The organism is Terriglobia bacterium, from assembly GCA_020073085.1.
GTDB lineage: Bacteria > Acidobacteriota > Terriglobia > JAIQFV01 > JAIQFV01 > JAIQFV01.
This window is the reverse complement of record JAIQFV010000007.1, coordinates 106,759-130,260: the sequence shown is the minus strand read 5'-3', so window position 1 is coordinate 130,260 and position 23,502 is coordinate 106,759. Positions and strand designations below refer to the sequence as shown.

The 23,502-nt window shown below is 56.3% G+C and carries 18 protein-coding genes; 8 read left to right on the top strand and 10 right to left on the bottom strand.

What is annotated here, in order from left to right; genetic code table 11:
• Positions 1-82: 82 nt before the first annotated feature.
• From LAO21_09160 to LAO21_09150, 3 genes are read left to right on the top strand one after another with little or no spacing between them, the layout of a single operon-like run.
• Positions 83-928, top strand: a complete 846-nt coding sequence (locus LAO21_09160; protein MBZ5552875.1) for a lysophospholipid acyltransferase family protein — start codon at positions 83-85, stop codon at positions 926-928.
• 56 nt (positions 929-984) lie between these two features.
• Positions 985-2,217, top strand: a complete 1,233-nt coding sequence (lpxB, locus tag LAO21_09155) for a lipid-A-disaccharide synthase (GenBank protein ID MBZ5552874.1) — start codon at positions 985-987, stop codon at positions 2,215-2,217.
• An 11-nt stretch (positions 2,218-2,228) separates the two neighbouring features.
• Complete coding sequence (locus tag LAO21_09150; GenBank protein ID MBZ5552873.1) at positions 2,229-4,232, top strand: tetratricopeptide repeat protein; 2,004 nt, start codon at positions 2,229-2,231, stop codon at positions 4,230-4,232.
• A 183-nt stretch (positions 4,233-4,415) separates the two neighbouring features.
• On the opposite strand, the gene amrA is transcribed toward LAO21_09150, so the two are convergent.
• The 8 genes from amrA to LAO21_09110 form a co-directional block, all read right to left on the bottom strand.
• Positions 4,416-4,976, bottom strand: a complete 561-nt coding sequence (gene amrA, locus LAO21_09145) for an AmmeMemoRadiSam system protein A (GenBank protein MBZ5552872.1) — start codon at positions 4,974-4,976, stop codon at positions 4,416-4,418.
• Positions 4,960-5,595: a CDP-diacylglycerol--glycerol-3-phosphate 3-phosphatidyltransferase gene (gene pgsA / locus LAO21_09140; protein ID MBZ5552871.1), complete on the bottom strand. Its 636-nt coding sequence runs from the start codon at positions 5,593-5,595 to the stop codon at positions 4,960-4,962. Before pgsA ends, amrA begins: the two co-directional genes overlap by 17 nt.
• 305 nt (positions 5,596-5,900) lie before the next feature.
• Entirely contained in the window at positions 5,901-8,150 is a 2,250-nt protein-coding gene (locus LAO21_09135) for a tetratricopeptide repeat protein (protein MBZ5552870.1), read from the bottom strand.
• 130 nt (positions 8,151-8,280) lie between these two features.
• The gene (locus LAO21_09130; GenBank protein ID MBZ5552869.1) at positions 8,281-9,165 is read right to left on the bottom strand and encodes a hypothetical protein; all 885 of its coding nucleotides are present in this window, start codon (positions 9,163-9,165) and stop codon (positions 8,281-8,283) included.
• 325 nt (positions 9,166-9,490) lie between these two features.
• Positions 9,491-10,162 (bottom strand): SPOR domain-containing protein, encoded by a 672-nt coding sequence (locus tag LAO21_09125; protein MBZ5552868.1) that lies wholly within the window; start codon positions 10,160-10,162, stop codon positions 9,491-9,493.
• Positions 10,163-10,183: 21 nt separating this feature from the next.
• Positions 10,184-10,954, bottom strand: a complete 771-nt coding sequence (locus LAO21_09120; protein MBZ5552867.1) for a slipin family protein — start codon at positions 10,952-10,954, stop codon at positions 10,184-10,186.
• A 143-nt stretch (positions 10,955-11,097) separates the two neighbouring features.
• Entirely contained in the window at positions 11,098-12,411 is a 1,314-nt protein-coding gene (locus LAO21_09115; protein MBZ5552866.1) for a nodulation protein NfeD, read from the bottom strand.
• A 68-nt stretch (positions 12,412-12,479) separates the two neighbouring features.
• Positions 12,480-14,114 (bottom strand): tetratricopeptide repeat protein, encoded by a 1,635-nt coding sequence (locus tag LAO21_09110; protein ID MBZ5552865.1) that lies wholly within the window; start codon positions 14,112-14,114, stop codon positions 12,480-12,482.
• A 471-nt stretch (positions 14,115-14,585) separates the two neighbouring features.
• Here LAO21_09110 and LAO21_09105 point away from each other — a divergent pair, with 471 nt between their 5' ends.
• Complete coding sequence (locus tag LAO21_09105; GenBank protein ID MBZ5552864.1) at positions 14,586-15,197, top strand: HDIG domain-containing protein; 612 nt, start codon at positions 14,586-14,588, stop codon at positions 15,195-15,197.
• A gap of 96 nt (positions 15,198-15,293) precedes the next feature.
• On the top strand, positions 15,294-15,656 hold the full coding sequence (locus tag LAO21_09100; GenBank protein MBZ5552863.1) for a zinc ribbon domain-containing protein: 363 nt from the start codon (positions 15,294-15,296) through the stop codon (positions 15,654-15,656).
• Positions 15,657-15,749: 93 nt separating this feature from the next.
• Here LAO21_09100 and LAO21_09095 read toward each other — a convergent pair whose 3' ends face one another.
• Together LAO21_09095 and LAO21_09090 are read right to left on the bottom strand one after the other, a co-directional pair.
• On the bottom strand, positions 15,750-16,193 hold the full coding sequence (locus tag LAO21_09095; GenBank protein MBZ5552862.1) for an NUDIX hydrolase: 444 nt from the start codon (positions 16,191-16,193) through the stop codon (positions 15,750-15,752).
• Positions 16,193-16,606 (bottom strand): secondary thiamine-phosphate synthase enzyme YjbQ, encoded by a 414-nt coding sequence (locus LAO21_09090; GenBank protein ID MBZ5552861.1) that lies wholly within the window; start codon positions 16,604-16,606, stop codon positions 16,193-16,195. Before LAO21_09090 ends, LAO21_09095 begins: the two co-directional genes overlap by 1 nt.
• Before the next feature lie 146 nt (positions 16,607-16,752).
• Here LAO21_09090 and priA point away from each other — a divergent pair, with 146 nt between their 5' ends.
• From priA to LAO21_09075, 3 genes are all read left to right on the top strand, one after another.
• On the top strand, positions 16,753-19,266 hold the full coding sequence (priA, locus tag LAO21_09085) for a primosomal protein N' (protein ID MBZ5552860.1): 2,514 nt from the start codon (positions 16,753-16,755) through the stop codon (positions 19,264-19,266).
• Between the two features lie 374 nt (positions 19,267-19,640).
• Entirely contained in the window at positions 19,641-20,105 is a 465-nt protein-coding gene (locus LAO21_09080) for a hypothetical protein (GenBank protein MBZ5552859.1), read from the top strand.
• Positions 20,106-20,431: 326 nt separating this feature from the next.
• Positions 20,432-22,879: an ABC transporter permease gene (locus LAO21_09075; GenBank protein ID MBZ5552858.1), complete on the top strand. Its 2,448-nt coding sequence runs from the start codon at positions 20,432-20,434 to the stop codon at positions 22,877-22,879.
• Positions 22,880-23,502 lie beyond the last annotated feature (623 nt).

Here is a 23,502-nt window from a genome sequence, read left to right as displayed (position 1 = left end):
AGATCATCTTCGTTCGGGGTACCCATTGCGCGAACGACTCGAATTTTTTCTGGCCGCGACGCTGTTGAAGTCCCTAACCTGGATGCCTCGGCCTTGCGCAAAGTTCGTCACCCGCATGATCGGGCGGCTGGGGTATTGTTTTGCCGGACGGCTGCGGCACATTGCTTATTACAATCTGAGCCTTGCGCTTCCTCACCTTTCCGGAGCTGAGCATCGCCGGATTGTGAAGGGTGTCTTTAGGAATCTCTCCCGTTTGCTTGCAGAATTCAGCCAGTTTCCCAAGTTTACCCTGAAGGGCATTGATCGGATTGTTGTTTACGACGGATTTGAGAATTTTGCCGAGGCGAAGAAGCGAGGGAAGGGTATCCTGATCATGACGGCTCATTTTGGGGCCTGGGAACTGGCTTCGTTCGCGCACTCGGTCTATGGGCATCCTCTCAAGTTCCTGGTTCGGCCTCTCGACAATCCGCGGGTTGACGCCCTGATTATGGGTTACCGTCAGTTGGCGGGCAACGTCGGAATCGACAAGCGCAATTCCATGCGCGAGGTCCTTCGGGCGTTGCGTCAGAACGAAGCGGTGGGCATACTGATCGACCAGAATGCTTCCCGTGAGGAGGGGGTGTTTGCGGATTTCTTCGGGATTCCCGCATCGACCACGGCCGGGCTGGCCACCCTGGCAATGCGCACCGGGGCTGCCGTAGTCCCCGGACTGCTGATCTGGGACGACCAAATCAAGAAGCATCGTCTCCGGTTTGAGCCTCCGGTGGCCTTGGAGGATACGGGAGATTTTCAGGCCGATGTGGTTAGCAACACTGCCCGTTTCAATCGGATTCTCGAGGAGAAGATCCGGATGCATCCCGACCAGTGGTTGTGGGTTCATCGTCGGTGGAAGACACGTCCGGAAGGCGAACCGGCCCTCTACAATTGAAGGGGAGTCGGGGGAAGACCCCCGCCGGAGTAGAGCAGGAAAGACAGGCTGGATTCATGAAGGAACGCGGGATTTTGATCGTGGCCGGGGAAGCCTCGGGCGAAATGTATGCCGCCCAACTGGTCCGGCAGATTCAAAGGCAGGCGCAGGAGCCCGTGTCTTTCTTTGGCTGCGCCGGGCAGGCGATGCGACAGGCGGGGGTGGAGGCAATCGTCACGGTAGAAGAGATATCGGTCCACGGCTTTGTTGAAGTTCTATCCCATTTGGAATTTCTTTTTGACGGATTTCTGAAAATTCTAGCGGCGGCAGAACGGAGGAAACCCGACCTGGTGATACTGGTGGATTTCCCGGATTTCAATATCCGGCTGGCCGCTCGTCTGAAATCCCTCGGCGTGCACATCGTTTATTTCATCAGCCCGCAATTCTGGGCCTGGCGTCGAGGCCGGCTCAAAGTCCTGCGAAAATTGATCGACGAGATGATCTGCATTCTTCCTTTTGAGAAGCGGTTCTACGACCACATGGGCATTCCAGCCAAATACGTTGGCCATCCGCTGGTCGAAATGCTGGAGGTAGTATGCGGGCAGGAGGAGTTATTCTTACGGTTTGAAATTGATCCCGACCGTCCGCGCGTGGCCCTGTTGCCGGGGAGCCGCAAAAACGAGATCCGGCATAATCTTTTTCCCATCCTGGACACGGTAATGCGCCTTCACTCGAACCGGCCCGAAATCCAGTTTTTTCTGGCCGCTTCAACAACGGTGGGGAGATCGTTCATTGTGCGGGGAATCGAAAAATGGCAGCGCGCGGGGAATCAGGTCGCCCCGGTGAAAGTGATCGAGGGGTACACCCGCGAGATCATGAAGTATTCCAACATGGCGGTGGTCTCCTCGGGGACAGCTACCCTTGAGGCGGCGCTCCTGGAGGTGCCCCTCATCTGCGTGTACAAAGTGGCCCCCCTGAGCTGGTGGCTCGGGCAAAAGCTGATTGACGTCGATTACTACTGTCTTGTAAATTTGATTTTGAGGCGAGGGGTGGTCCCCGAGCTTTACCAGTCAGATTTTTCATCCCGGGTCCTGGAAAGGGAAGTTCTGAAGCTGCTCGATGACCGTGCCGCACGCCAGACCATGATTGAGGGGGTAGCCGCCCTGAGGGCAATTCTTTCGACGGGGCATTCACCCATGGAGAAGGCGGCTCAAATTGTTTTGTCCCATCTGGAAACTCAAACGGGTAAAGTTGAATCCAAGCAGGTGACTCTGGAGCCGGCCGTGGTAGTGTCGGGTCCTCCGGAATGAAGGAAGGGTCCATGTTTTTGAATCGATTGTGGCATGAGCGCGCGATGGCAGCAGTCTGTCTCTCCCTCTGTTTCCAGGGGGCCGCCCTGATGAACGCCAAGGAGGTGGCCGATCCGCGGGGGCGAATCGACATCAAGAGTTACGTCATCGATGCCTCGCTCAACCCCGGCACACACCAACTCGAGGCGAAGGTCAAAATACAGTTTGCCGCCCTCGAGAGCGATATCTCACATCTGGAGTTTGATTTTAACGCCAATCTCTCGCCGGCCCATGTCCTGGATGAAAAGAATCGACCGGTTCGATTCAACCAGGATGTCGATACCTCCAAGCTGTCAGTCGATCTCGACGCGCCGCTCAGCAAGCCGCAAGAAGGCTCACTGGTTTTTGAGTATCACGGCACTTTGAACAAATCCGACCGCAGCCCGGTCGAAGACGTGAAGCTTGCCAACATCGATGAGGCGGGCTCGTATCTATTGGCGCGCTCCTTCTGGGTGCCGATGAACGGCTACAACTTTGATCGTGCTGCGGTTCAGCTGAACCTGACAGTTCCCAAGGGGATCGTCGTGGTTTCTCAGGGGAAGTTGACGGGAGTGGATAAGGGAGCCCGGGAGGATGTGTTTCATTGGCAGGCAGACGGGCAACAGTTCCCGTTCACCGTGGCCGCAGGGAAATACGTGCAGACTACGGTCCAAACCGAATCCATTCCCGTCACCCTTTACCTCAGCGAGTCGAACGCAAAACTGGCGAAAGATTACGGGGAAATGGCCGGCAAGATCATTGAGTTTTACAACACCCGTTTCTCGCTGTATCCGTTCGCCAGTTATTCCATTGCGGAGATTGACGACTCCACGGTGGGAGGCTACTCGGCACCGGGACTGACTTTGCTGGCCCGCCGGACCTTGAGCACGAAGGTAAATTACCGACTCCTCGCCCATGAAATTGGGCACCAGTGGTGGGGTCTTCGGCTCAACCCGCGCTTCAAGAGCGACTACTGGCTCAGCGAAGGGTTTGCGAGCTATTCCGCGGCCTTGTTCATGGAAAACTATGCGGGCGAAGGCGCTTATGAGGACGAGATGAAGGATCTCAGCATCAAGGCCCTGGTGCACGAGAGTGCAGCTTCCATCTCGAATGCCGGCCGGTTGACCGAGGAGACGGACGAATATCGCTCGGTGGTGCAATACAAGGGCGCCGTTGTCCTGCACATGCTGCGCTATCTTATTGGCGACACCAAGTTCTCGACGGCGCTCCAGACCTTTGCAACCAAATTTGCCTATCAGCCCGTCACCACGGCCGATTTCAAATCGGTGGTTGAACAGGTGACAGCCCAGGATCTGACTTACTTTTTCGCGGAATGGGTCCTTTCGACAGGGGCGCCGGATTTTCGACTGAAATATACGGTCTTCCGGACTCAGAAGGGATTCCGGGTGCAAGGACACGTGGAACAGGACATGGACACGCTGCGAATGCCGGTGGAAGTCTCCATCGAAACGCAAGGGAAACCCGAGTCAAAGACCGTGGAATTGTCCGGCACCAGCTCGGACTTCGAAATCGAAACCTTCGGCCAACCGGTGCGAGTGGACCTCGACCCTCATCACCGCCTCCTCCGCTACGATGCGAAGACCCGTATCCTGACCGCGATTCAACGGGGCAAGGAGCTCTACGATCAGGGCGAGTACGTCGAGGCTGTGGATGCGTACAAAAAGGCCTTGGACCTCGACAAACATAATTCCCTGGCACATTTTCGGATCGGTGAGGCATTTTTGGCCCAGCGAAACTACAACTCTGCGGCCAATGCCTTCCGCGAGGCTCTCAATGGGGATTTGGATCCGAAGTGGGTAGAGGTGTTCAGCCACATCAACCTGGGGAAGGTCTATGATGCCCTGGGCCAGAGAGAACGCGCCGTCCAGGAATATCGAAAGGCCATCGACACCAACGACAATACCCAAGGCGCTCAGGAGGAGGCGAGGAAGTACATGGCCCAACCTTACAAGGAATCGGCCGATGAATTCAAATAAACGATCGCAACAGACTCATTCTGCCTGCATCAAAACAACCACCCACCCCCGCGACCTTCCTCGGAAGGGTGGCCTCCCCTCAAGCCTGGATTTTGGATTACCGAGGTAATCGAAGACACCCACCTCGTGTTTCTTGATTTCGGAATTCAGGGCAATTGCGGAGGGGGGTGAAATTCCCGAGACTTATTCTATTCCGGGTTCACCGAATACGAACGCGGTGAACGCCTCGATGCGTGTCCCGGGCTCCTTCCAGGACTTCGGAGGCAGTCCTGCTTTCATGCAAGTCTGGTCCAGGAATTTCTCCCGGTTGAGGTTGTATTCAGTAGCGACCTGCGGGAGGAGCAGGCCCCGCCGGTTGCCTCGTGAAATCATAAGACCGTGCTTTCCCGCCTCAATTTCATTCACGTCCTTGACCTCAAACATGGGTGAAAGCACTGAAATCTCAATGTGGGTGCGCGCAAGGTCCTCCGCCTTCAACGGGACGAACCGCGGATCACGGGTGGCTGCGGAAATGGCACAATCCATGACCGTCTCGAAGAGCGGTTTCAGAGCAGCGGTGTAACCGATGCACCCGCGGAGCTCGTTATGCTGGGTCAGGGTCACAAAGGCACCACACTTCTCGAGCAGGGGACCGACGGGGAGCGGTTCGGGAGGGGACAGGGGCTGATTGTGAAGATGGTCGGAAATCGTCTTCCGCGCGAGCCTGAGCAGAAAAGCCTGATCTTCGTTACTTAACTTCCACATCCCGTCTCATCTTTCGGCGAAGCAGGATCGAGCGGCGACGACGCTGACGCTCCTTGATACTGCTGTCCACTTTGCCCCAGAACCGGCGGAAATACTGGACCGCGGAAACCACGGCAAAGAACCCCACCAGATAGAGCGCCACCCGTCCCAACAGCTCAAAGTTCTTGTGCTTGCTCCCGATGATGATCAGCGTAATCGCGATCACCTGGAGGATCATTTTGATCTTCCCCAATTCCGACGCATCAATCGTGAACCCTTCCGCGGAGGCGATGTTCCTAAGGCCGGACACGACAAATTCACGACCGATAATCAATACCACCAACCAGGCGGGGACCCACGGGACCGTCTTCACCAGGGAGATGAGGGCGGCGGAGATCAGGAGTTTGTCCGCAATGGGATCGAGAAGAATTCCCAGCGTCGTGACTTGGCCCCGCTTCCGCGCAAAATAGCCGTCGAGAGAATCGGTAATGGCCGCCGCCAGAAAAAGCGTGACCGCGATGAACTCCTGATACTGGGCGTACAGGTCCGGAAAGATCGGGAATCGGCTGGAGAGCAATACCACCACCACGACGGGGACCAGAAAAATTCGCGAGAGTGTTAGTGCAATAGGAAGGTTCATGCTGGCCGAATCAGAGCAAAATGCAACTTTAAGGGGTTTAATGCTGAGTCAGGGACGAGTGTTGACGCGCCGCTCAATTATGCCGAACCTGACTATAGCCTAGAGGAATGATGGGTGTCAACCGACGCGCGGCCCGCGTCCCTGAAGAAGCTTGTGACCATTCACGTCGGGCCGCTGTCTGCCGCTGAAATCTCAGATCTGAGAGCCGGGGCCGTCTCGCGTGCTGCTCCGGGGTGGCTGCAAGCGGGGACTTCCGAGGTCACACATCAAGGGGCGGCGGGCGAATCGTGCTTTGAGGGTTGAAATCAGACGATGGGTTCGAAGATGTACCAGGTATCAACTTTCTCGTTGCGAAAGTTGATCCCCAAGCCACGTCCGAAGTTGATGTAGCCTTCGCGGGTGGTGGAGACGGGCACCCGCGTCGCATTCCGAAGCCGGGTGGCCAACTCGTCGCGGGTCATGCCGAGGGAGAGCTGATTGGCAGGATCGGTCCCCGAATAGGCGGACGTGGTTTGAACAAAGTCAATGACGTCCTCGGAGCCTGAAACCAGCAGGCCAGAAGCCTCATAAAGGCTGACAAAGACGTCAAAATGTGTGGGGGTCTTGAGCTGCCAGGTCACGGCGGGCGCTCCCAGTGCCTTCGAGATCACCCTCAGAGAAGCTCCCAGTTGGACCCGTCCCAGCTTTGGAAGGACCTCTGAAGGTTCTGCTGCCATTCCCACCCAGGGTTTGTTCAACTTGTTATAGGCCATCCGGAGCCAACCGTCCCGCTGGTTCTCGGCCAATCGGGCGTACCGGCCGTATTCACTGCTCGCATCCTTGGCATTGCCCTGCAACTCCCAAACACGGGCCAGGTTAAAGTGAGGGTCAGGAAATGTGCTGTCGGCATCGACCGAGCGCCGCAACAGCACGGACGCCTCCTCCCACTGCGATTGCTTCGCTGCAATCACGGCGAGGTTATTCAGGACCTTTGCCCGTTCCTCGGACGCGGCGTTCATTTTCAGGGCCCCTTCAAGTTCCCTGCGGGCCCCTGCATAATCCCCCTCCTCGTCCAGCGCACTCGCAAGGTTGATACGCACCGCGACGTAGGAAGGATCCCGCGATATTGCCTGTCGGTAGTTCTCGATCGCCTTGTTCAAAAACTCTGTAAACAAGTTGGCCTCCGGCAAATCCTCCCGGACCGGTTCAATCGCCCGGGCCACCGGATCAAGAATCACAGACTTCTTAAAGCCCCAGTTCTGAGGCGAATACTCCATGGCCAATTTGTGATACGCCAACCCGAGATCATTGAGTGCCTCTCGACTTGGAAATATCGCTGCTACGGCTTCAAATACCGCCACCGACCTGCTGTACTGCTCAGTGTTGAAAAACGAAATACCGGCCCGGAAAAGCTCGACGGACCGGACAATGGAACGCAGTTCGTCGGCGGTTTCTTTCAAACGAGCATTGAATTCGGGATGAGAATTGTCGGAAATATTCGGAATATTCTGGATTCGCCCAAGAAGGCTTTCAGCGGCATTCGCCTGGTATCCGGCAACGGAGGCGAGAAATACCCCCATTCGATCGGCCTGAAGTTCCCCCTGCTTCTGCACCGAAGAATTGAGCGTCTTCGCCGACTGGTCACGTGAAGTGGAGAAGGAGAGGATACAGGTCGTCGGATGTTGGCGATGAGACACCTCATGTGCCAGCAGGAACGCCAATTCATCGTCATTCTGGGTGGCAGCAATATATTGGGTCGAGAGGGTCAACTCCCCTGCGGGCGAAACCTGGGCAATGTACTCGTTGGAATCGACGATATTCAGCCGGATCTGCCGCGGGGGCAGGGCATCCGCCGCTCGCTCCACCTGATTCAGAATATTCTGGATCCGTTCAACCGTACCAGGATCGATTCCGCCGGCTTTCCCTGTCGTCTGTCCAGAACCCTGGGTTTGCGGCGATTGACCGGTGGAGGGGGGAACATTTACATTCACCCGGGCGACTTGATTCGGGTGGATTCCGTTGTGGGACCGGAAGTAGAAAATGGAGGTCATGGCGACAATCACGACGATTGCCAGCGCAGCAGCCCAGCGTAGCTGCAGCCTTTTCGAACTGACCCCAGACAAGCCTCTGAGAAATGATTCCACCCACCCGGCCGATTCATGCCGAGCGATCTCGGTTTCCCCGACGCGGCGGGCTTTGGCGAGGAGGGAGGCAGGCACTTCCACCTTACTCTGTTCAAGGTCGGCTATTTCGTACTCCCACTCAAGGAGCGCCTGTTTGCAGGCTGCGCATCCCCCCAAGTGATCTTCAAAGGCGACTCTTTCCCCCTCCCCCATGCTCTCGTCGAGATAGGCAAGGCGGACTTCATCCTCGATGTGCGCCACACAGGGTAAAGAGGAGCTAAGATAGGATTCCGCAGCGGGGATCGCGGCAGAAGCTTTAAGCGCAACGGCAATCTTCAGGCTCTGGAGGCAGTTTCGGCAGCTTTTCAGGTGCGCGAGAGCCTCCCTGTCCAAGGCGTCCGGATCCGCGCCCTTCAGCCAACCTTCGATCTTCGCGAGGTCAATGCAATTCATAAATTGTGAAGATTCTCGTTTAACTCCTTCAGGACAAACGCAATGCTTTCAAATGCCCGCCCCCAACACGAGAATTCCTGTACCACTCCTAATCCAAAGCATTTAGACGGAAATTTCTGGCACTTTCGGCCTAATCTCCAAAAGTATCTTCCAGGATCTTTGCGTTATAGCCCTGTCGGCGCAATTCGGCCCCGAGGCGATCTTTAATCTGATTCAACAGGGTGTATACCCGTTCGGACGGGTGGATTTTCATCTTTCGGGAGATTTCCTTGGCCGAGAGCCCCTGATCGAATCGCAACATGAAAAGTCGCCGTTCCTGGTACGGGAGGGCGTCGACCAGCTCCTGAAAATCGCCCACCAGCTTTACAAACCGCTCCTCTCTCTCGAACTGATGAAGAAGAACCTCCGGATTCAGCGACAAGTCCGGCAATTGCATCATGGGGTCGGGATCCAGGGCGGGAGATGCGGCGGCAGAGGTGGTCGCCTGGTAATCGACCAGCGCCTTACGCTGCTTGATGTTCTGGATCCGCCCCCGCATCTTGATACTGAGGCATTCATTGATTTGATCCATGGCCCCCTCAATGGCCTCGTCGCTCGCCTGGTCCCCCAATGCCGATTTCATTTTCAACGCGGCCTCTTCGAGGGACAGGTTTTCCCAATAGCGGAATTTGAACAAGGTTTGGGCAAACTGCGGAAGCTGCTTGATCTTCTCGGGAAGGGTTTTCCTCCCGAATTTGGTGCGTGTGAAATCGGACTTCAGGTTGCCCAGCAGGGTCACGAGATAGGAGCTCAGCTTGCAGCGGAACTTGAAAGACTTGAGTTTCTTGAAATTGTTGGCGGCCAGGGATTCGTAAACAAAAAGATTGAAGTCCGAAACCATGTCGATGTCATGAAATGACTTTAGGGAGTACGAATAAATCAGGCGTGCGTAGGTCTCCAGGAAAAGAGGCCACCCCTCCCGCGGCTTGCGCTCTAGCAATTCGATGAGCTGCTGATCGGTCGGCAGATTCGGCATATCGGACGAATTAGGATAAACGCCTCGTATTGTATACTCGATGGAGAGAGGTGACAACAGACGGGGCAGTGCCCGTCTACGCAAAACCTCGCTTGTCCTCAGGAACCTCAGAAACAAGCAAGAGCTCTCCTGAGCACTCAGCGGCCACGGAATGTTTCAACCCACCTCAGAGGGAGGAGGGAAATCAGGACACGGGGAGGCCAGGGCCAGGGGAATTTATTAGTGATCGAACTGAGCGATCTCAAATTTCAAATTTGAGATCGGGAGAGAGCCCCGCGACGGGGCAGGTCAGCCGCGCTTCCCAAAATTCCGGGAGCGGAGAATCCTATTTCTTTGTAATGGGCGTGTACCCATTGGCCACCAGCTTGGCCTTGATCTGTTCCGCCACATTTGAATCCGAAAATGGCCCCACTTGAACTCGAAACAGCCGGTCGGAGCCGGAATCCCCGGGAGGGGAAACCAGGAACGCTTGAAATCCTTTTTCCTTCAACTTGCGCACCAGGGCTTGAGCATCGTCTGATTTTGACAAGGCGGCGACCTGGTAGATGATGGTGTTGGGTGCGGCAGTCGCCGTTGTGACCGGCACGGTCTTTGGAGGTTCTTTCGACGCTCGGCTGGGGGACTGGTTCTTCCCTTTGTCCCCCGCACTGGATTCCTCTTTGGGGTTCACCTTCGGATTTCCCGCTGACTTTCCTTCGACGGTCTTGTAAAAGGTAAGCTCCTTGTTGATGGCGTCTTGATCGGCCTTCTTGGGTTTCGAAGCATCGGGGGGTGAGACTTCCTTCTTTGCGGCTGGCTTATTTGTAGGGACGGCAGACTCCTCGCCCTCCAGCTTGCTGGTGTCATTGCGTCCGCTCAGGTCATGTTGTTCGCGGCCCACAAGGAAACCGAGGGTAAAGAAAATACCGCACAGGAGCACAGCGCCAAAAAGGATAAAGACAAGTTGCCGGTTCTCCAGCACCAATTCGTACTGTCCCGCGGATCTTTTCGTGGCCATGTCTAAGCTCCGGATTCAGAACTAGCTCTTTTTATAGCCCTCCGTCAATTTACTGATGATGTCGATGGGGAGGGGGAAGACGATGGTGGTGTTCTTTTCAACGCCGATTTCGGTCAGGGTCTGCAGGTAGCGGAGCTGAATCGCCGTCGGTTGAGAGGAAAGGATCTGGGCGGCCTCCATGAGCTTCTGCGAGGCCTGCAATTCCCCTTCGGCGTGGATGATCTTGGCACGCTTTTCGCGCTCTGCTTCGGCTTGCTTCGCAATGGCTCGTTGCATCTCCTGGGGGAGATCCACCTGTTTCACCTCAACCAGCGCCACCTTGATCCCCCACGGTCCGGTGTGCTGGTCAATAATGGCCTGCAAGCGCTCATTCAATTTTTCGCGCTGGGATAACAGGTCGTCCAGCTCCACTTCGCCCAGGACGGAGCGCAAGGTCGTTTGGGCCAGCTGGGAGGTGGCAAAATAGTAATCCCGCACTTCAACGATAGCTTGCCGCGGCTCAATCACCCGGAAATAAACGACCGCGTTGACCTTGACCGCCACGTTGTCGCGGGTGATGACATCTTGCGGAGGAACCTCATGGGTCTCCAGGCGGAGCGAAACGCGCACCATGCGGTCAATCGGCTTGAAGACAAAGATAATCCCCGGTCCCTTGGCTTGGGGCAATAGCCGGCCCAATCTGAAGATGACACCCCGCTCATACTCGGCCAGAATCTTGATACAGCTCATAAAGTACAACACAATGATGACGGCCAGGACCAAAATGAAATTGGGTTCAAATGAAGATGACATAGATCCTCCTTCAGGTAAGGCTCAGGTTGAGCGCAGGGTGCGCGATGGTTTCATGCTCAAGGGGTGGTCCGAGGGTCGTTCGGATCCCAGCCCTCCTCCAACAAGTGAAAAAAACACTCCCGACCGGCCTTCGGCAAAGGTCCTTATTTCTTTTGCCGGACTTTCAACTTCAGTCCTTCGACCGCTGTGATGATGACAGAATTGCCCTTCTCAATCGGTTCCGTGGCCGAGGCGTTCCAGTATTCGCCGCGAACATACACCTTTCCCATGGAATCGATATTTGTGTAGGCGATGCCCTCCAGCCCCATCATTCCTTGCTCGCCCGTTTCAGCCTTGAGCTTCCGCGCGATCAAAACCAGCCGCAGCAGAAAGACCGTGATGATCGCCAGCGGCAAAAACACGGAGAGGGCCGTCCACTTGTGAATCTGCATCTCCGGGATAGGCGAGTCCACCAGGATCAGGGAACCAATCACCCCCGACAGGATGCCGCCCAACGCGAGGATACCATGACTGGTGATTTTGGCCTCGAGAACGAACAGGACAACGGCCAACAGGATCATGATCACGCCGACATAGTTGATTGGCAACAGATAGAAGGCGAAAAGCGCCAGGACGAACGCGATGGCCCCGCCCACGCCGGGGAAGATCAAACCCGGATGACTGAATTCGACGTAAAGCCCGAGAATGCCAATGGCCCCCAGCACCAGGGCGATATTGGGATTCAACACCTTGTCGAGAAACCGCTGGCGCATGGTCATCCCCGCATCGGTAACTGGCTGGCCCTTCAGATGCAAGACCGTTGTCCCCCCGCCAAACCGCTTGATCGTCTTTCCGTCGAACCGGTCAAAAATGTCCTGGGGGGTGTTACAGACCGCATCGATCAAGTTACCGGCCAGCGCTTCGGAATCTGAAAACGATTTGGCCTCGGTGACCCCTTTCTCGGCGAGTTCCACGTTGCGGCCGCGTTTTTGGACGAGACTGCGCATGTAGGCCGCACTGTCTTCCTCGATCTTCTTCTTCATCGATTCGTCGATGGGGATCGGGCCTCCTGAAATGGGGTTCAGCGCCACGGGATGGGCCGCGCCGGTATTCGTCCCGGGCGCCATAACCGCCACATCGGCTGAGAGGAGGATGAAAAAGCCCGCCGAAGCAGCCCGGGCCCCACTAGGGCTGACATAGATGATGATCGGGACCGGTGAGGCCACAATCTTCTCGATGATCTCGCGCATGGAGGATTCCAGCCCTCCCGGAGTCGACAGGCTGATGAGCACCGCGTCGGCGTGACGGGAGACGGCATAATCAATCGAGCGGGTGATGAATTCCGCGGTAATGGGATGGATGATTTCGTCGTTTAATGTGATGCGGACTATCTCAGCCCGTCCAGTTGCCGCAAAGAGCCATCCGCTGAGAAGCAGCGCGGTGGTGAGCAATACCTTGATGTAACGGTGTCGTTTCATGGCCGTATTGGGGATGTGAAGGGTTATCAGTTTGCCGAAATGGCCTCTCCAGATTAACACAAGACCGGCTATCGTTTCCCGGGTGATGGTTTCTCCAGTAACAAAGCCCTGAGTTCGATGGCCTCGCGATTCTCCGGTTCCAGGACCAACGCCGCCGCGATCTCCTGTTCTGCTTCCTTTGGCCGGTTCAAGGTGTAATAGAGATGAGCGAGCGCCGTGTGCGCCATGGCGGAATCCGCGGCCCGAAGCGAATTCCTCCAATCCGCGATCGCCTCCTCCAACTCGCCCTCCCGCTCGTGGATTCGACCCAGATAACCGTGCGCCTCACTGGAATTCGGGTCGAGTGCCAGGACCCGTTCGAATTCCCGGGCCGCATCCTGGTTCCTTAACTCCTCGAAGTACTCAGACCCCCGCCTCATATGTTCCGAGATCTGCTCTGCTGGAGGGCGGTTCTTAAGTTTCTGCTCCTGCAGGGAGTCGAGAGTGGCTTTCAGCTCCCGAAACGCCATGGCGTCAAAATTGAGTTTGACCCGCTCCAAGGGAGGCAGGGAAGCAACGGTCCAGCTGACGGCCTTGGGATTGAGTCGCGACGCTAACCGGAAATAATGTGAGCTTTCGTCCGCCTGCTTCAAGGTCTCCAGCGAGTTCGCCAGCAGGTAGGCTGCCTCTGCATCTTGTGGATTCAACTGGAGCGATTCGCGAAGGTAGCGCGCGGCCGGAGCCTGGTCGCCCGACTTCCAGAAGTGATAGCCCAGGTTGAAATAGAAATCGGCTTCTCCCGGGTCGCCCTCAATCGCTTTCTGGTAGTTGCGCACTACCTGGGTCGAAGCCCCCATTCGGCTCAGGGCCGCCGCCAGATTATTGAAGACTTCGTTCAACGGCAGATCGGTGAGGATTGAGCTGAATGCCGCCGAGGCTTTTTCAAAATTCTTCATGAAGTAGTAATCGAGCCCCAGGTAAAACGCAGCCTCGTGGAAATGCCGCTCCTCCTTGGTGATCCGTCGAAGCCAGAGTTGGGAGGTGGCATAGTCTTTTTGCAGGAAGTAGATCCTTCCAATTTGAAAAATCGCATTTGAATAGTTCGGGTCAATCCGTTCAGCCTTCAGGAAGTATTGAAGTTGAGACTTGCTGTCGACCGCCCGGCGGCCGCGCACGTAATTCTCGAAAGCACTGAGAGGCACTTCTCCGAACTGCTTGTAAAAGTCTTCCTGATTGTATGGGAACGTGGAGTCGAAGTGAGTCAGAATCCGCCATGCAATCCGGCTTTGAATTTTCTTGAGCGCGTCCAAGGGCCCCTTTTCCACGAACCTTGCCTCAAGGCGTGAGGTGTCGACGTTAACGAGCTCCGCCGCCGCAGAGAATTCGGACTGCTCATAATGAAAAGAGCCCAAAACAGCATAATTGGCATCCAGGTCCTCTCCTACTTTGATCAGCGTGGCGCGGCTGAAATCTCCGTCAAAGGGGAGCCCCAGCCGGTCATAGATGGCGTTGCGTTGTTCCTCAGTAACAGGGCTGAGCCAGCTCGACGCCAATTGCTCATTCAGCGTTTCGACAAAACTCTGTCCGATCCATTCCATGGTGGGATTCTTGGTGTTATTTTCAAACGGAAACACGACTACCGACTTGGCGGAAAAGCAGAGGCCTTCCAGCCCTATCAGGCCAAGCAGGAGTATAGGTAACCAAAACAGAGATTTACGAAGCAAAACAAGTCCCCACTCTCTACCTCATGCTGGGGCGTATTATAACATGGGTCGAGAGGTATGGGGGTGAGTGAGCTGAGTCCGCCATAAAGCCTCTATGCCGCATTCCTGTCCTTTCACAGCCTTATGCTCTCCTCATCCGACCGAGCCGGAGCCCAAACCGGATTTTATTAGGAAGCCATGAAACCAGGGAATCGGTTATTGATGGAAAGGGCGCGACGGCGGGAGAATCACCTACCCTTTGGATTAAAGGGTTTTAACTTCCTCTATTCATGGCCTCCTAATAATGAATTCTTAAGCCCTTGTAGCGTCAAATATTCTTGATGGGTTACTGACATGACCGCTCGAGGGCACGGAGGATGTTCTGTCCTGAAGGAATAGGGGTTGACATTCATTCGACCCGATATTATTAAGTTAGTTTGCGGCCCGACGGGTGTCGGAGGGGGAAGCCACTGTGTCGCGGGGGAAAATTTGATGCCAAATCGTGAAGAGGCTTGGGCGTTGCTCTGCGAGTATACTCAATCTGAGAGCCTGCGAAAGCATGCGCTCGCGGTGGAGACCGTCATGCGTGCTTACGCCACCAAGCACGGCGAGGATCAGGACAAGTGGGGGCTGACCGGATTGCTCCACGATTTTGATTACGAGCGTTATCCCAACGCGCCGGATCATCCGCTCAAGGGGTCTGAAATCCTCTGCGAGAAAGGATATCCGGAGGACCTGCGTCGCGCCATTCTCGGTCACGCCGAGTACACGGGTGTTGCCCGAGACACGCTTCTGGCAAAAGTCCTGTTCGCCTGCGATGAACTCACAGGTTTTGTGACGGCGGTGGCGCTGGTAAAGCCTAATAAGTCCATCTTTGAAGTGGAGCCGAAATCCGTCCTTAAGAAACTGAAAGACAAGGCATTCGCCCGCAGTGTCAACCGGAACGATATCTTGAATGGCGCCAGTGAACTGGGTGTGGATTTGAACGATCACATCGCCTTTGTGATCGACTCCCTTAAACCCGTCGCAAAAGAAATCGGGCTGGGTGGATTGAACACGGCGGGAGATTCAGCAGCGGTTGGAAATTCTGGGCCCTCAGTTTGAAGGAGCGGGGGACAAGTGGGGGAGACGCCCCGTCTGCCCAAGGGTGAAACGAAGTACGGCAGACGGGACATCTGCCCCACGATGAGGTGAAGAGTCGTGCCCATCTATGAGTTCGAGTGTTTGAAGTGCGGTTTTCAATTTGAACGGTTGCGGAAACTGTCTGACCCCCCGGTCTCACGTTGTCCCCAGTGCGGGGCCAGGCGCGTGTCCCAACTGCTCTCTGCCCCCGCGATCCAGTTCAAAGGATCGGGTTGGTATATTAACGACTACGGCAGAGGATCGGTGGGTGAGGGCTCTGAAAAAGCAAAGTCGAACGTAAAAAGTAAGGCCGGTGAAACCAAGGCCGGTGAGACCAGGACAGGTGAGACCAAGACAGGTGAAACCAAAGCCGGTGAGTCAAGCACGACGCCCTCCGAATCTAAAACCTCCTCTAGCAAGGATTCTAAAAAGTCTTCCTGAAACAACGAATCCCGAATTTGTGTGTCTAAAGAGCTCACCGCAAAGTCCGATTAGAAAAGGCCAGGATTGCCGAGGTCTTATCACCGCGTGGATTTACGGTTTAGGCCGGCTCTTCCTTGCCAGTTCAAACCCTCGCGCGATGACTCGCTGCGCGGTTTCGGTCAGATGATACGGTACAAGTTCCGTTCTGGAGACGAAGCGTGCCGCCCGGACGTCGGACGAGGCCTTGAGTCGCCCCCGGATCTTCCAGGCCAGATAGTCCGCAATCACATAATGGTACGCCACGCGGCCGCCATCGCGCTGGATGCGCTCAAAGAGCTCCACGAGTGGACCGACCCGAATCTCGAGGTTGGTCTCCTCTTGGATTTCCCGTTTGACGGCCTCCTGCAGAGTTTCCCCGATCTCCACCGCCCCGCCCGGCAACGACCACTCGCCCACGAGCGGCGGAGTTCCGCGCTGGACCAGCAGGACCGAATCCCCGCGGACGATCACCGCGCCCACGCCCACAATGGGCCGCGTCGGGAATCCGCGCTTCATCACTCACCCATCACTTTCACGATGACTCGCTTTCGACGCAGGCCATCGAATTCCGCGTAATAGATTTGCTGCCACGGCCCGAAATCCATCGTCCCGTGGGTCACCGGGACGATGACCTCGTGGCCGATCAACAGGTTCTTCAAATGGGCGTCGCCGTTGGTCTCCCCCGTGCGATGATGCCGGTAGTCTTTTCGGTAAGGGGCCAGCTTCTCGATCCATTCCTCAATATCCTGGATCAGGCCGTCCTCGGCGTCGTTGATGTAGACCCCCGCAGTGATGTGCATCGTCGATACCAGGATCATTCCTTCCTGGATGCCCGATTTGTGGAGCGCGGAATCAACTTGCGAGGTGATGTTGATGAACTCGCGCTGCTTTTTTGTGCTGAACCAAAGATATTCTGTGTAGAATTGCATGGCTTGACCTCGTCTTCGTTCTAGCATCGGTGGGGACAGACGCCGACTTTCAAGAGCCTTCGAGGGTCATGAGAGGAAGGGATCGGACCCCGATTTTCCAAGCATTCCATTATAGTCGAGAGGAAGTAATTCCTTAATACTTTCCCATGGGCCTCCCCGATTTCACCATTGAAGTGGCGCTCCCGGTTCCATTTCGACACTCCTTCACCTATGAAGTGCCGGAGTCCTCACGCCTACAGATACAATTTGGCTCACGGGTGATCGTTCCGTTTCGCAAACGCCGGGTGGTGGGGGTGGTGACGGCGCTGCATGGTAAAGCGGCCGATCAGGCGGACTTTGAAATCAAGCCCATTGTTGAGGTGCTGGATGGGGGATCAGTTCTCTCAAACAGCATGTACGAACTGTGCCTCTGGGTCGCCGACTATTACTTCGCGCCCATCGGTGAGGTGCTGCGGGCGGCGTGCCCACTGGCCTTCACAAGCACCACACGGCAGTTTGTGCATCTGACGCCGAAAGGGAGCCTGAGACTTGAAACTGTCAAACAGGTCGCCCGGACCGGGACGCTTTTCGAAGAGCATCCCGAAGAGCCTTATGATTTGCAGATCCTGCAGGCCGTCGCCAGCAAGGGAGTGATGGATCGGCGCAGTTTGCTGCGGAAGTTCAACGGACCCCCGTGGGAAGAGATTGTAAATCGGTTACAGGCCAGTGGGGAACTCCGCATTTCGAGTGAAAAGACAAGATCTCCGGTCAGGGAAAAGGAACGGCTCTACGTTTGCATTTCCCCGATAGGGCAGACTGAACGCCTGAAAGTCCGATTATCGGAAGGGCAACGCAACGTCCTCGAATATCTGAATCAACACCAAGCGGCTGTCCCTGTAACGGAACTGATCTCAAAAGCGGGTGTCTCTGCCTCCACGATCCGGACCCTGGCCGGACGGAATCTCGTCGTTCTCGAATCAAGGCACACCGATCGAACCCCGCTTGAACTCGTCCTTCCTGGGGCCGATCGCGGAACGGCCCTCCCTCAATCGCCGCCTTTGGAACTCAACGGCGATCAGAAGAGAGCCCTTCGGATCATTGAAGAGGCGGTCGGCCGCCGTAGTTTCAGCACCGTGCTGCTTTATGGTGTGACGGCAAGCGGCAAAACCGAGGTCTACCTTCGCGCCATCGAGCGTGTGCTTGCCGAAGGCGGAACCGCCCTGATGCTGGTTCCTGAGATTGCACTGACCCCGGTCACCTCACGCACCTTTGCCGCCCGCTTTCCGAACCGCGTGGCGATTCTCCACAGCGCCCTTTCTGAAGGAGAACGGTACGACGAATGGTGGCGGATCAAGAACGGCGAGGCGAGAGTGGTCATCGGAACCCGCTCGGCAGTGTTTGCTCCCCTCGAGGACCTGCGATTAGTGGTGGTGGATGAAGAGCATGACGGCTCTTACAAGCAGCAGGAATCGCCGCGCTATCACGGCCGCGACGTGGCGGTGGTGCGCGCAAAGAAGTCGCAGGCGGTTGTCCTGCTGGGTTCGGCCACGCCTTCCATGGAGAGCTTTTACAACTCTCAGCGAGGAAAGTACCAACTGATCGCCTTGAAGCATCGTGTCGAATCCCGCGCGCTGGCCGAGGTCAAGGTCGTCGACATGCGGACGGAGTTCAAGGAGTCCAAGAAAAACGAGATGCTTTCGCGCGACCTGGTGGAGGCGATTGGAGCGCGACTCCACGCCGGCGAGCAGGTTCTGGTGTTGCTGAACCGCAGGGGGTTTTCCTCGTTCGTGCTATGCCGTTCCTGCGGGGCGACCCGGCAATGTCCCAACTGCTCCATCACCATGACTTATCACAAGCGCCGGCATATCCTGCTGTGTCATTACTGCGCGGCAGCCGCCCCGGTTCCGAAGAAGTGTTGGAAGTGCGAGAGCGAACACCTCTATTTCGTGGGGGGAGGAACCGAGCAGATTGAAGAGAAGCTGCGGGAGATCTTCCCTCCGGCGCGTATCGCACGCCTGGACCGGGATACCGCACAGGGCCGGGGCAGCTACCATCGCATCCTGGGCGAATTCAGCGAGGGGGTGACCGACATCCTGGTGGGGACCCAGATGATTGCGAAGGGACACGATTTTCCCCGGGTAACGCTGGTGGGGGTGTTGAACGCGGATGGGGCGCTCAGCTTCCCCGACTTTCGCGCCGCTGAACGGACCTTCCAGTTACTCACGCAGGTGGCGGGGAGGTCGGGTCGCGGCACCACGCCGGGAGAAGTCCTGCTCCAGGCTTTTTATCCGGAGCATTACGCCATTCGCTGTGCCACGCGGCAGAATTTCATTGAGTTCTATAACAAGGAGATCCACTTCCGGCGCATGATGCACTACCCCCCGTTCGGCCAGCTCGCGCTGGTCGGCATCCGGCACCGGAATTTCGACGAAGCGATGAAACTGGCGCGGGCGCTGGGGGAACATCTTCGGGCAAATCCTCTGCCAGAGGTGCGGGTCCTGGGCCCCGCCATCGCCCCGCTCGCCCGGTTGAAGCAGGATTATCGCTGGCAGTTGCTTCTGAAAGCGAGCCGCCGCCAACCACTCAAGCAGATGATCGAGCGCTGTGTGGAGTTCTGCGAGAGCAAAAATATACTGGAGCCGAATGTTTTCATCGACGTCGATCCCACCAATATGATGTGAAGGTACAGGGTTTAACACTGGGGGATGTCTTTTATTGTCTGGATCATCCTCAACAAGTGAAACATTTCCCTTGAATTCACGCCGCGCTAGTTCTAGACTTTTCCTGGCCAGCTCCCCCCGTCGGCCCCTCGTCACCCTGAAACGATCTGCTGGCCATTCGAGGCTTTAGTTTAGGTTTCCCTAAGTTACCATCAAGCTCTTGGCGTCTTTTCTGACGGACTGTAGAAGTGGCAGTGTGTTCTCAATTATCGCAAGGGTGTGTTTGACTCTTGCCTGCAACCCACACGCATTCATGCCGCGTCAGGTCCGATGAAGGGTCACGGGGCAAGCGGGTGACGCCCCAGTCATGGGGCTAACTCAACGGAGAGAAACTGATGACAGACAATGATCTGCGACAATACATACTGGATGATGAGCATCTCCGGCTTCTTTCGATAGGCTACTGGATCTCAGGTGCGACCACCGCATTCTTTTCCCTGTTTGCCCTCATGTATGTCGCCATGGGATTTTTCGTTGAGTGGGCGGTCGTACATACCCCCTCAAGTTCCCAGGGACCCCCGCCCAGAGGGATCGGCCTGCTTATCGCTGGGGTCGGCTTGGGGATCTTTCTGATGCTGATCGTTCTGGCAGGGCTCAAGGTCTATGCCGGCCTGTGCATAAAAAGGAGGAGAGCCCGTGGGTTTTGCCTCGTTGTTGCCGGCGTATCGTGTCTCGGGATTCCGTATGGCACAGTGCTCGGGGTATTCAGTTTCATCGTGTTGACGCGAGCATCCGTCGCGGCATTATTCGGGCCCATGGCTCCAATGACTGTGGATGCCAATCCGGTCAGTGGCACCTGAGCCGAGCGTGAGGACGCTTCCGCTATGCGAGATCGGTGACATGAGTTGTTGTTGGACGATTGTGGCGCATGCGACGTTGGGGCCTCTATGGGTATATCGGGGCCAGCGCAATCATTCTACCCATGGCATACGGAAGGGGCCAGCTGATGTTTATTGATCTCCTCATCGCTGTCCTCGTGATTGCTGTTGCGTTCATGCATCAATCGAGAATGAAATAACGATGCATCCAAATAGGCGCTGGCACGTCAGCCCGGCAAACAGGCCGGGAAACGTGGCGCCGGGTGGAAATCCGGCCGTTAGTTCGACGGTCGATTCCTTCGATTCCGATGAGATACTCTGACGACATCGCTCAGGATGTTCGGTTCGGTATTCGAATGCTCGCGAAGAGTCCAGGCTTTCTGGCGGTTGCCGTCCTCTCGCTGGCGCTCGGCATTGGGACCAGTACTGCGATCTTTAGTCTGCTGAATCAGGCGATGTTCGAGCCGCTCCCGGTCAAAAACCCTCAGGAACTCGTCCAGGTCCTGCTTGCCTGGCCGGGAGGTTCCCGCTCAAATTTGGACTATTCGGAATTCCGCTCCCTCACAGAAAACCGCCAGAGTTTTTCCAGTGTTTTGATCTATGGCGAGCGGGAGCTGAACTTTCGCAGTGACAACCTATCAGAGCGCATCCTTGCCCATCTGGTATCCGGATCCTTTTATTCGACTTTAGGAGTAGACGCTCTCGTCGGACGGACGATTACTGAAGAGGACGATCGCGGCGCCGCCTCACCCGTCGCGGTCCTAAGTTATGCATTCTGGGAACGCAGGTTCGCACGGAACCCCGCAGTCCTGGGCAAAACGGTCTATATCAGCAACTTGCCGTTCACGATTGTGGGAGTGACTCCGCCCGGTTTCTTCGGCACCGATCGCCTCTCGGTGCCCGACATCACCGTTCCTCTGGCGACGCTTCCACTGCCGGGATCCGTGCACTGCCTGGGACGTCTAAAGCCCGACGTGTCTCTAACACAAGCACGCGCCGAATTGGCAGTGCTGCTTCATCAGGCCGTGAATGAGATGAGCGCTCAGATGAGGGATTGGACGCCGCGCGATCGCCAGCTGGTGCTCGACCTCAGGGTCGATCTCATGCGTGCGGGATCTGGAAACTGGGGCATGCAATTAATGTTGGCCGAAGCACTCCCCATATTGATCCTCTCGGCCGGCGTGTTACTGCTGATTGGGTGTATGAACGTAGCAAATCTGCTTCTCGGGCGGGCGGCAGTGCGATCCAGAGAGATCAGCATTCGCTTGGCGCTGGGAGCTGGGCGCATGCGGATTACACGCCAATTGCTGACGGAGAGCATCCTGTTAAGCTTGGTGGGCGGCATGATCGGCTTGTTCTTTGAGTTCTGGGCTCATTATTTGCTGAAAATTCTCCTGCCGTTCGATGCCTCGGCTTCCGTCCAGTTCCTGCTCGACCGGCGGATTCTCGTGTTCACAGCAGTCGCTTCGATGCTCACGGGGATTCTATTCGGCACGGCCCCGGCATTGCACGCGACGCGAGTGGAGGTGGCTCGCTCCCTGAAGGGTGCCATGCCTCTTACGACCAGACAACGGCGGCTGGGTCCGGCGCGCTCGTTGCTGGTGGTCGAACTGGCAGGGTCCCTGATCTTGCTGGTCGGGGCAGCCCTGTTTGTCCGCACACTCCGCAACCTCCGGACATTCGACGCTGGGTTTGAGCGTCAACACATCCTGCTGCTCACCCTCGACCCCCGGGAATCGCGGTTCAAGAACGAACGCCTGAACACCCTGTTTGACGAACTTACAGCGCAGGTTGAGGCAATCCCCGGTGTTCGTTCCGCTGCACTCGCGCATGCCCCCTTGCTAATGGGCTCAACCTACAGGCAAAAGACCCTCTGGGTCGAGGGCTACAACTACGCTCCCAATGAGAACCAGTTTGTTTCCTTTAATTCAGTTGGCCCAGGTTTTTTCGCCAATGCGGGGATCCCCCTGCTGTTGGGCCGCGACTTCGGCCCGCAGGATCGCATCAACGCTTCGCCTGTGGCCATTGTCAATGAGGCCCTGGTCCATAAGTACCTTCCAAATCAAAACCCCATCGGCAAGCGATTTGGCGATGAGGGGTCCCGCTCGGTGGGTAAATACGAAATCGTCGGTGTAGTCAAGGACGCCAAGTTCTGGAATCTCCGTGAAGGTTCACGGCCGACCGAATTCCAATTACTGGGGCAGCTTCCGGAAAACAGGCCATTCGTGCTGCACGTCCGCACAACAGGCAATCCGTCAACAGTGACGGCGAGCATCCGGCAGGTGATCCAATCCATCGACAGGAACCTGGTGCTGTACGACGTCAGGACCATGACCGATCAGGTGAACCAAACCCTCAGGCACGAGCGCATGTTCGCCACGCTCTCCATGCTTTTCGGAGTGATGGCGCTGGGGATGGCCTGCATCGGCTTGTATGGTGTCGCCACTTATTCAGTTGCACGCCGTACCAGCGAAATCGGGCTCCGAATGGCGCTCGGAGCCAGGCGCAGGGACGTCCTCTGGATGGTGCTGAAAGAGACTTTGTCGCTTGTTGCCTTCGGCGCAGCGATCGGAACACCCGTCGCTTTGGCCTGTTCGCGGTTTGTCCGGAGCCTGTTATTTGGACTCACTCCCGCTGATCCGGCGACCATTGCCTTCTCGATTCTGGTGCTGGTCAGCGTGGCGACCCTCGCGAGCTTTCTCCCCGCGTGGCGCGCTTCTCGCGTCGATCCCATGGTGGCGTTACGCCATGAATAGATTGTCGTGCGTAAAGAATTCAAGGAGGCGTCAGAAAGCGAACGGGGCGTCAGGTCTCCGCAAACGACATTCGAGCAAAGCGTGAGTCGAGTGTGTTCAACTTAGCAGAAAGCGATTGACAATTGAAGATGGTCGGCACCTTTCCAGGTCCAGCCGCGTGTGGGGTAACAATGGTGTATTTGAGAGTTCTAGGAGTCTCTCTCCGCGGGCCCTTCGTGCCTATCGGATCCATTCGATTGATGGGTTCGATCGTCTCAATCAATCTGAAACAGTTTGGAGCGTGCTTTCCATGATTATCAGAGATAACAAAAGGAGGCCATTAATGAAGAGTGTTAGATTGTTGTTGTTCGTCATTGTAATACTTCTGGTGATTCCGTCGTTCCTTTGTGCCCAGGATACTCCCCAAGCAGAAGTCTCTGTGGGTTACTCATATATCCATATCGGAGGTATCTCCTCTGATCCCAGAACTGGTGTACCCCCGACTATCAATCTGCACGGCGCCGATCTTTCTGTCTCGGGCAATCTAAACGAGTGGTTGGGCGTGGTTGCCGACCTTGGATACTATCGTTGATCGGGATTCGTTGTACCCGTCAATGCGGTATCCTATCTGTTCGGTCCTCGCC